Raw genomic sequence first — 9,071 nt, 5'->3', positions numbered from 1 at the left:
TCAGGGTCGTGGTGGTCCATGATCACGACCGAAACGGTAGATGAACAGGATCGAGCCGCTACGATCGGCTACGTCCATAGACGTGCATGCACGTACACGCTATGAATAGAGGCTCGGTCCTCCACAGACGGCCGCGTCGGGGTGAGCGTCCTGCTCGCCGGAAACCCCGGCGTTGGCCAGCCGCCCGTCTCAGGCGCGGGGCGGGCGGCCCACACGCTCCCGCGCGCCCTTCCCCAGAACGCGCGCGGGCCCCGGGAACCGTGAGGGGGTTTCCCGGGGAACCGGTCCGGGACGGTCGAGGGGCCGTCCCGGACCACCCCCCCTGTCCGTCACGACCCCCGGCCACGGGATCACACCCGCGCCGCCATCAGCTGAGAGATGGTGTTCTCACGCCAGCCCGCCGAAAGGAACCCCCGTGTACGTGACCAGGCCACCACAATGCCGAAACCTCATCGCTCCCGAGGACTTCGACTACCTCGTCGAGGCGCTGATGAAGGAACACGGCCACTCCCGTGAAATGTCAGTGCGAATCGCCGAGCAGACGCTCACCTTCCTGCGAGTCGCCGGGACCCACCCCGACCAGCTCTCCCCCAGCCCTCTCGTCGACCAGGGGTGGCACCTGTTCATTCTGAACACCCGGGCCTACAGCAAGTTCTGCAACCTCGTGGCCGGCCGCTACATCCACCACGTGCCACTCACCGGGCAGACCACAGCGGAAGAGCGCGCTGAGCGTCGTATCCGCACGACCACCGCGATCCGCGAGGCGGGGTACGACTGGGACTACCTCGTGTGGTCTCAGGGGATCGGGGGTGACTGCGCGAACTGCTGTAAGGGGGAGCACGAGGATCACCCGCCGAAATAGCGGCCTGGTCCTGTCGGGCTGGTCGTCCTGACAGCGCCGCCTCGGCCGTCGCCCCCGCGCCTGGACTACCGGGTGCGGGGGCGTTCTGCTGTCCCGGGGTACACCCGCGCCATGAACCTGCCCGAGGAGATGCCGGCCCAGATCTTGGAGTGGCTGCCGACATGTTCGCCCGTTGCTACGTGCCCGGCGACCCGGAAGAGACCATGCGACGTTGCGCGCGCGAGATCGCCATCATCGCCCGGCGAGGAGACGAACGGCGCGCCGGGCGGCCCCAGACATGATGAAGCCGCCCTGTCCTCCTGAAGGAGGACAGGGCGGCTTGCGACACGTCAGGAAGCGAGCGGGCGGGCCAGCAACCTCAGTTCGTCGTCGACCAGCTGAGACCAGCGCGCCATGGACAGATGCACCCCGTCCTCAGCGATGTCCTCAGCGCGCAGGCACAGTCGCCCCACAAGGCGGTTCAGTTTCTGCAACTCGTTCACGGTGAGGTAGTTCTTTGCGATCTTGCGGTGCGGACTCTTGGGGCTGGGCTCCTCCTTGCCCTTCTCCCGGCCGGGCCAATGGTAGAGCTTTCTCGCGGCCTTGAGCTGATTAGCGTCCATGCCGGTGAGGTGCCGGTACAGCTGGTTCTGCATGGCGCCGAAGAACTTACGGGTCTCGTGGCTGCTCGGTTCGTAGTCGGTGGCGTTCTCGGCCATCATGTCGCGGAAGGTGGCGTAGTCGATCATCTCCCGGGCGCGGGCCAGCGCGGTCTGGCGGATTTCGGCCTGGGAGAGTCTGTGGAGTTCGGCCTCACGGGCGCGCACGGCGAAGTAGACGCGGGCCTCAGCGACTGCCTGCTTGGTGTCGTCCCCGGCCATGGCGGTCAGGTAGGCGCCAAGTCGGCTCAGATGGAAGTCCGCGCTAGCGGGTCCGCGTGCTCCGGAAACTTTGCGCGTCTCCGCAAAGTTCTGTTCCGCTTGCTCAGAGCCTTCCACGAGGGCCAGGGCGTCCTTGGCCTTGATGATGACAGCAGCGAAGTCACGCCACTGTGAGTACTCCATGAGGGGCTGGAGTTCGCGGCCCGTCCAGTACTCGCGGCCGTACTTGTCCTCGTGGCGGATCTGGTCGAAAGGGGAACCCCCTCCAGATCCAGCCTTGCGCAGGCTGGTAGTCTTGCAGTCAGACACTTTGGTTGACCTCGGTTAACTGCTCTGGCCCCGGTGTTGGCGCACCGGGGCATTTTCTTGCCCGACATGAATCTCCCTTCACTTTACCTGAGTAACATGACGCGGCGTGTCCACTTGGACACGGAATGTCCCATCATGGGATCTATGGTGAGGTGTTGCGACGACCAGTAGAACGGAAGCGCACGGAGGGCGGGGCGTTGCTGTGAGCGAGAAGGCGCATTCTCCCGCTCACACAATACGGAGGGTGGCACGATTACCTCATGATGGCACTCAAAGAACTTTTCCCGCCCCTCGCTGACGCACAGCAGGAGGCAAAACTGGGTCTGGTCAAATGGGCGGCCATGGTCCGCCAGCGCGACCGTCGCGTCCTCCGCGCCCTCACCCTCGGTCTCCCCAAGGCCAAGATCCATGAGCTCACCGGTCTCTCCCTTGCTGTCATCGATAAAATCGAGGCTGATAATCCCCGCTATCAGTTCCCGGAAGAGCCACCTGTTGCCCGCAGTGACGCCGACGACATCGACCGCACTGGATGGTGGGTGAACGTGGCTATCTCCGAACAGAGCGGTGCCTTCGTCGAGGTGCGCTACCGCGACGAGAGGGCGTTCCTGGTCTGCAAGGCGTCCTGCGACGAGACCGTGGATGAAAGGGATATCGCCGAGGCGCAGGAGGCAGTCCTCGATCTCACGCGACGGCTCCTTGACGTGATTCCCGACATCATCCATGCCGACGAGCAGTACAAGGCGGCGCAGGAGAAGTACGACCAGTCACACCGCTCCGACAAGGACCTCAAGAGGATCAGGGACGCAAAGAAAAAGTACTCCGTCGCTCTCACCGAAGCCTACGAGCGCGTCCATGACCTGTTCAGTGAGTCAGGTGGCGAGGAGCCAAACGACATCGACCGGGCCGCGTTCGACCGCTGGGCGGGCGACGTGATGCGCTACGGCCCCGGCGGATGCCAGCACCGCCTGTAAACACCAAACCGCCCCGCCCACCGACAACGGTGTGCGGGGCGGTTTTCGCGTGTCCGGGGTCAGCCGCGGTGGCCTTCCAGGCGCCGCTGAACGTAGGCAGCGACGGCGGTGAGCGCGGCCGTTCCTGCGGCGGCGGCGAGGGCCGGCCAGGTGATCGACTGGCCGACGACGACCTGGTCCGTGATGACGCCGGCGACGGCGACGAGGACGACCGAGATGAGGCCCTGGGCGACGGTGCGCACCGCGCGGGAACGGGCGTCGGCGCGGGCCTCGGCCGAAGTGCCGGACACGGGGGTCGGTGAGCTGTGAGACATGAAGACCTCCATGAGGAAGCCCCGGCCAGGGCGGCCGGGGCGGGGCAGGATGTTCGGTCAGGTGATGGGGGCGGTCCAGGTCGCCCGCCAGGTGTCGGGGCCGACGATCCCGTCCACGGCGAGCCCCTTCTCGCGCTGGAACGCCGAACACACCGACCTCGACTTGGGTCCATACCAGCCATCGACGTCGATCCGCCAGCCGCGCTGCCGCATCCGGGCCTGCCAGGTGCGAGCCTCGCTGGACTTCACGGTGGGCGGGTGCTGGAGGTAGCGGCCCGGCCACGCCGGCGCGGACCCGTTGGCGGGCATGCCGTCGCGCACCCACGCGTACAAGTCGCCCCCCGGGCAGTCCGTGGACCCCACGTCGCGGTGCCCCCGGATCTTGAGGGTGCGTCCGGCCTTGCGGTTCGCCTCGTCGTACAGCGCCCGGATCGCCTCGCGGGCCGCGGGGGTGGCGTCGCCGTTGCCGCCGATGAAGCAGGCGCCGATACCGGAGGTGTTGTGGCCGGTGGCGTGCGCGCCCACCACGAGCCACCCGCGCCCCTCGTAGATCTTGCCGTCGGTGTCGACGAGGAAGTTGTAGCCCACGTCGGACCAGCCGTTGGAGTCCATGTGGAACGCCTGGATCTGCCGCGGCGTCTGCGAGGGCGGGCCGGCGGAGTAGTGGACGACGAACTCGGTACGCGCCGACCAGGAGACGGTCTGGCGGGATCTGGGAGCGCGCGCTCCCCATTCGGCGCGGGAGACGATGTTGACCATGCGGGTCCTCTCTCTGGGGTCATGGAGTGGGCGTTGGGGCAGGCCCTGGAGGCCCTGCGGGGCCTGGAGGGCCGGACGGCCCCGGGGGCCCTGGGGGACCGGCCGGGCCGGGAGGTCCCGGGGGGCCGGGCTCGCCCGCAGGCCCTGGGGGTCCTTGCTCTCCTTGCGGGCCGGCAGGGCCGGGTGGGCCTGAGGGGCCGACGATCCCGACGCCGGGCTCACCGGCGGGACCCGGAGAACCGTCGCGGCCGGGGAACCCGCGAGGCCCCGGAGGGCCTGGGGGGCCGGGCTCGCCCTGGAGCGGCGGCGGCGCGGGCGTGACCACCGGCGTCCCGCCGAGTTGTTCGACCTGGCGGGCAAGGGCCTCAGAGTCCTGGCGGAGCTGGGCGACCTGGGTGGCGTTGACCTGGATCAGTCCCCCGAGCACAAGGAACGCTGTCGTCAACGCGCAGGCGAACCCCAGCCCACGCCACGTTTCGAGACGGATCCGTAGCCGCGGCCAGCGGCGCCCGGTCACGACCCGCCTCCCAGGATCAGGCCGGCGTACTGGATGAGGAGGGCGGCAACGGGGATACCGACGGCGGTGAGCCACCAGCGGCGGTCGATGATTCGCTGCCGGTCGGCCGTGCGCAGGTCATCACGCACTGCGGCGAGGTCGGCCTCGACCTCCTTCTCCTGGGTGGCGAGGTCGGCTTTCAGCTCGACCAGCTCGCCGCGCAGCGCGCTGATCTCCAGCGTGTACACCTGCATGGGGACCATCTGGTTCATGCGGGACGCCAGCTCGTCCCGCAACTCCCGCTGGCCCTGCTCGATTCGGGCCAGGGCGCGGGCGACCTCCCCGATGGTCATCTCCTGATCCACCGGGCGTCTCCTACTCCTGGGGTTCGGGGCGCCTGGCGTCGATCTCGTCGTAGTCGGGCGCGGGGTCGGGCGGAGCGGGCGTGAGGGGCGGCGCGTCCCCGGCCCAGTTGGCCGGCGGGATGCCCGTCTCCGCGCCGTCGGCGCTCTGGTCGGGGTTGGTCATGATCTCTTCCTCACATCAGGGGCTCGACGACGATCGAGTTGTCGTAGCTCAGGTCGAATTTGATCTGGGAGTCGACGGCATCCCCCCAGGTGCCGCCGGCGCCGGACGCCCGCCACGCGGGGATCAGGGTGTACTCGGTGTATCCGCTGAGCTGCATGTAGACCGTCGAGGTCTGCTGCACGCCGTAGGTGTTGGCCGTGCCGACGAACTGGCGGGCGCGGACCATCGCCGAGCGGGCCAGCGCCGCGCCGACCGTAGTGGGACCCTCCAACCTGAACCCCACGGCCAGCGTTGCCCCACCCGTCGTGGCGTTGATTCCGCACATCGTGATGGTGATGCGCACCCGGCCAGAGGCCCCCGTCCGGAACGTTACCCGCGGGTACTGCGCGGCCGTGAAATCGGTCCACACGCCGTTGAGGCCAGACCCGGTCGGTTGGGCGACCAGCTCCACCCGTTGGTACTGGTGCGCCGGCGCGCGGACCGACAGCGTGGGGTCGATCTCGATCGACCCGGACGTCGCCGTCGACCCGACCGCGCGGTAGAGCAGGTGGTGATCGGCCCGGTAGGAGATCTGGGTGTCCGGCCGCGCCGTGGTGCCGCCCTCCATCTCGATCTGGGCGTAGCCCGCGCCGATCTGCGACGGTGACGCGATCCCCGTCGCAGGCCACACGTCGGTCCCCTGCCGGTGCAGGTAGCCGTGCAGGGTCCCCGCCGACCAGCCGTAGCCCGGCTCGTCCGGTGGGGAGGTGAGCATGGTCGCGCCGTCCGGCGAGGTCATGATCCACACGTTGGCTCCGGAGGCCGACGCCGCGACCAGCTCGTATTGGGTGAGGACCTGGTCGATGCGGATGTGGTCGGCGGCGCGGTCGCCCAGGAGCAAGCTGGACCCCACGATGTCGGAGCCGGTAATCGTCGACCCGGCCACGGTGGACGCGGTGACATCGCCGGAGAACACCGCGCTGCCGTCGGCGACGGCGAGGATCATCTCGCCGCTGGCGTTGTAGCCGCGCAGCCCGGTCTCATCGAGCTCGACCCGTGCCGCGTCCGGGCTGCCGGCGATGATCCGCGAGGCCAGGACGAGGACCGCCTGGAGCTTGTCGGCGGTGACCGCGCCGGCCTCGATCGCCCCGGCGGTCACCGACCCCGCGGCGAGATCCGGCCCGTCGACCCGCAACGGGGTGGCAGCGGCCTCGGCGGAGGCCGCGCCGGCGACGGCGCCGGTGGTGACGCCGACCAGCCGCACGAAGTGCTCGGTGTAGGGAAGCGGCACGACCGGCAGCATTCCCCCGGTGCCGGCCTGGGTGATGGTTCCGACCCGCGTCGCCGCCACCGGGGTGAACCCGGGGGTGGTCGACACGTGGACTTCGACGTGGGCGAGGTCAGACGGCACCGCGACGTCGCCGTCCATGGCGCCGTCCCACACCACGCGCAGCCCGCCGAGGCTCGGCTCCACGACCGGCGCGGTCGGCGCCGGCGGCGGATCCCCTCCCCCCACCACCAGTCCCACCCCACCGTCGGGTTGCCATCCGATCCGGCCGCGCTCGACGCCGGTGGTGTCGACCACCGCGATCGACTGTCCCTCCTCCAGCGAGGAGTAGGCCAGCTGCGGGCCGCGCTGCCCCCGGCGAAGCGCCGTGATCTCCTGCTCCTGCCGGGCGAGGGCGCGGCGGAGCTGGTCAATGACCGCGCGGGTCTCGGAGTCGAGTGGCATCATGCGCCTCCGTATCGGAACCGGTCGGATCTGGAGCAGCGGATGGTGATTTGGCCGGAGGCCGGCTCGATCTCGACCGCGGTGATCCGCACCCACAAGGTGGTGGGAGCCCAGCCTCGGCGGGTGTGGACGAGCACGTCGTCGCCGATGTCCCATGAGCCGATCGGCGCGTTCGGATGGTCCCGGGCCGTGAACGAGGTGATGTCGACGAGGGCGTTCGCCCGGCGCAGCTCGTCCGCCGCGACCGCGCGCAGGGCCGCCGCGTCGGCCAGGTCGGGCCGGTCCACGACGGTCGCCCGCCGCAGCCGACCATCCCGCTGGCTCACGGTCTGGCGGATCTGTTTGGAGCCTTCGCCCGCCCCGTAGGCGCGAACTTCGTTGGCGTAGTCGGCGCCGTCCCGCTCGACGGTGACCAGGTCCGTCACGTTCTCGCCCTCGACGAACACCAACTCGTCCTGGCGTCTGCCGATTCGGGGGTAGCCGAGCTGTATCTCCATCACCACGTCGTCCCGGGCCGGACTGGCCCAGGCGTAGTGCTCGCGGTAGTCGAACGGCACCTGCCGGGCGAGTTCCGCGATTTTCGCGCCAACCTCGATGTCGTCCCACCAGGGCAGCTGGTACTGCCAGTACACGGATTTGCCGCGCGCTGCGGTCGGCTTCTTGTCGACCTTCGGGTCCCACACCCGATCGATCGGAATCGGCGGATCCTGGATCGCCGCCGGGTCGTCACCGAGACTCCCATCGGAGTCGAGCCTGCGGGCGTTGTGCCACGCGCCGAGCCGGTACGGCGTCGACCCGGACGACACGGTGACACCCAGACCACCATCGGGCTGGGACTGCAGGTGATCCCACAGGGCACGGACCACAGTGAACGGGTCCACCCCCTGACCGCCGACGCCGTCCGTCTTGCCGCCCCATGTCAGCGTGGACGTCAGCGGCATGCCCGCAGCGTAGGCGGTGACCCCGTCGACCGTGAGGACCAGGCGTTGCCCGGTGATGCGGGCGGCCGTGACGATCCCGCCGCCGCGCAGCTGACCAGCCGCCTCGGCGAAGATCAACGTGCCCCACTCCTGGATGAGCGGCTGCCCGTCGTCGCCGAGCAGGTCCCGGTACACCGGGTCGAGGGTCGCGGTCATGCCGCCGGGACCGGACAGGGCATGCGTGATCCGCACCCCCGACAGGGGGAGTTCGTCGGACAGCCATGCGCCGCCGACCGCGCGCCGAGCGTAAAACCGCCACATCAGGCGTCCACGTCCAGCGTCGGGAGCTCCAAGAACTCCAGATCGACGTAGAAGTTCGACCAGGCGTCGGCGCGCAGCCGGCCGCGTACTCCCGCCGTTCCCGACACCTGCATCCGCAGGTTCGCGCGCTGGCCGCGCATCGCAGCGGGCACAGCGCGCTGGTCGGCGGCCATGAATCCTACCCGCGTCGCGTTGCTGCTCAGGTTGAAGTTGTAGATGGAGTTCTGCGTCTGGATATCCGTCGCCCCGCCCGCAGCGCCGTACCCGAGGGCGATCCGCGCCCGGCCCGCCGCGTCGGTGCTGCCGCTGCCGGAGGCGAGGTCAGCGGAGCCGAACAGGACATTGCCCCAGTGCCCGACCATCTGTACCTGGGTCGCCCACTCGGGGATGACGACGTCCGGCCACACCAAGTTGGGCCAGTTCTCCCAGTCGGGGTTCTGGACGTTGCCGCCCAGGTCGATCGGGTCGACTCCGCGTTGCACCCTCAGGACCCGCTGGCGTCGCGGGTCCATCATCTGCCGCAGGTCGGTGATCATGCTCTGGGTGATCGTCGCCGTCGATGCGGGGATGTCGATGCGGGCGAGCGGGATCGCGGACCCCGCCCCAGCGGGCACGGCCGTGGTGCCCGGGGGCACGCCCGGGATCACCCGCGTGTAGATCAGCGGATCCTGCGAGGGGTCGTGGTTCCACGGCGACCCGTTGATGGTCGGGTCCTCAATCCGGGCAACAACCAGATCTGACCGGCCGCCGGCGGAGTCCGTTGCCGCGATGTCGACGACGTCGTCGCCAACGTTGTGGCCGTAGTAGCTCCCCTGCCACGCCACTTCGCGGCCCACGATCGTGCATGCCCCCGCCGCCACACGGACCGCTGACCCCGGCACAGCGAGCGCCTGCACACGAAGATCCCCCGCCTCCACGATCCCTTCACCGCCGCGTGTCGCGGACTGCTGCTGCAGGCGCAGGACAGGCCCGGAGATGGTGCCGCCGTCCACGGCGTACACAGGCTGCCAGGTCATCAGC

General features: G+C 69.4%; 10 protein-coding genes. 2 read left to right on the top strand and 8 right to left on the bottom strand.

The window, feature by feature from the left end:
• Positions 1-421: 421 nt before the first annotated feature.
• A complete protein-coding gene (locus ACYVHU_RS21545; protein ID WP_498949389.1) occupies positions 422-862 on the top strand; it encodes a glycine-rich domain-containing protein in 441 nt (146 codons plus the stop codon).
• A gap of 329 nt (positions 863-1,191) precedes the next feature.
• On the opposite strand, the gene rhuM is transcribed toward ACYVHU_RS21545, so the two are convergent.
• Positions 1,192-2,031, bottom strand: coding sequence for a RhuM family protein (gene rhuM, locus ACYVHU_RS21540; RefSeq protein WP_498949388.1), 840 nt, complete (start codon positions 2,029-2,031; stop codon positions 1,192-1,194).
• Positions 2,032-2,291: 260 nt separating this feature from the next.
• Here rhuM and ACYVHU_RS21535 point away from each other — a divergent pair, with 260 nt between their 5' ends.
• Positions 2,292-3,002, top strand: coding sequence for a hypothetical protein (locus ACYVHU_RS21535; protein WP_498949387.1), 711 nt, complete (start codon positions 2,292-2,294; stop codon positions 3,000-3,002).
• 59 nt (positions 3,003-3,061) lie between these two features.
• Here the strand turns inward: ACYVHU_RS21535 and ACYVHU_RS21530 are convergent, their stop codons facing one another.
• The 7 genes from ACYVHU_RS21530 to ACYVHU_RS21500 form a co-directional block, all read right to left on the bottom strand.
• Positions 3,062-3,316 (bottom strand): hypothetical protein, encoded by a 255-nt coding sequence (locus tag ACYVHU_RS21530; RefSeq protein WP_498949386.1) that lies wholly within the window; start codon positions 3,314-3,316, stop codon positions 3,062-3,064.
• A 57-nt stretch (positions 3,317-3,373) separates the two neighbouring features.
• Positions 3,374-4,075: a peptidoglycan recognition protein family protein gene (locus tag ACYVHU_RS21525; RefSeq protein WP_498949385.1), complete on the bottom strand. Its 702-nt coding sequence runs from the start codon at positions 4,073-4,075 to the stop codon at positions 3,374-3,376.
• A 513-nt stretch (positions 4,076-4,588) separates the two neighbouring features.
• Positions 4,589-4,936 (bottom strand): hypothetical protein, encoded by a 348-nt coding sequence (locus tag ACYVHU_RS21520; RefSeq protein WP_498949383.1) that lies wholly within the window; start codon positions 4,934-4,936, stop codon positions 4,589-4,591.
• A gap of 10 nt (positions 4,937-4,946) precedes the next feature.
• Positions 4,947-5,099, bottom strand: coding sequence for a hypothetical protein (locus ACYVHU_RS21515; protein ID WP_498949382.1), 153 nt, complete (start codon positions 5,097-5,099; stop codon positions 4,947-4,949).
• Between the two features lie 10 nt (positions 5,100-5,109).
• Entirely contained in the window at positions 5,110-6,813 is a 1,704-nt protein-coding gene (locus tag ACYVHU_RS21510) for a hypothetical protein (RefSeq protein ID WP_498949381.1), read from the bottom strand.
• Positions 6,810-8,051: a hypothetical protein gene (locus ACYVHU_RS21505; protein ID WP_498949380.1), complete on the bottom strand. Its 1,242-nt coding sequence runs from the start codon at positions 8,049-8,051 to the stop codon at positions 6,810-6,812. Before ACYVHU_RS21505 ends, ACYVHU_RS21510 begins: the two co-directional genes overlap by 4 nt.
• On the bottom strand, positions 8,051-9,067 hold the full coding sequence (locus ACYVHU_RS21500; protein WP_498949378.1) for a hypothetical protein: 1,017 nt from the start codon (positions 9,065-9,067) through the stop codon (positions 8,051-8,053). The genes ACYVHU_RS21505 and ACYVHU_RS21500 overlap by 1 nt, the downstream gene beginning before the upstream one ends.
• Positions 9,068-9,071 lie beyond the last annotated feature (4 nt).

It is taken from the genome of Marinactinospora endophytica (assembly GCF_054780875.1).
The sequence above is the reverse complement of the archived record's forward strand: the minus strand, read 5'-3'. Positions and strand labels throughout refer to the sequence as shown.

Bases quoted from the DNA above. Each gene is read 5' to 3' on its own strand.
- ACYVHU_RS21535 (WP_498949387.1), top strand. From the start codon at position 2,292: ATGATGGCACTCAAAGAACTTTTCCCGCCCCTCGCTGACGCACAGCAG.
- ACYVHU_RS21530 (WP_498949386.1), bottom strand. From the start codon at position 3,316: ATGTCTCACAGCTCACCGACCCCCGTGTCCGGCACTTCGGCCGAGGCC.
- ACYVHU_RS21525 (WP_498949385.1), bottom strand. From the start codon at position 4,075: ATGGTCAACATCGTCTCCCGCGCCGAATGGGGAGCGCGCGCTCCCAGA.
- ACYVHU_RS21515 (WP_498949382.1), bottom strand. From the start codon at position 5,099: ATGACCAACCCCGACCAGAGCGCCGACGGCGCGGAGACGGGCATCCCG.
- ACYVHU_RS21510 (WP_498949381.1), bottom strand. From the start codon at position 6,813: ATGATGCCACTCGACTCCGAGACCCGCGCGGTCATTGACCAGCTCCGC.
- ACYVHU_RS21505 (WP_498949380.1), bottom strand. From the start codon at position 8,051: ATGTGGCGGTTTTACGCTCGGCGCGCGGTCGGCGGCGCATGGCTGTCC.
- ACYVHU_RS21500 (WP_498949378.1), bottom strand. From the start codon at position 9,067: ATGACCTGGCAGCCTGTGTACGCCGTGGACGGCGGCACCATCTCCGGG.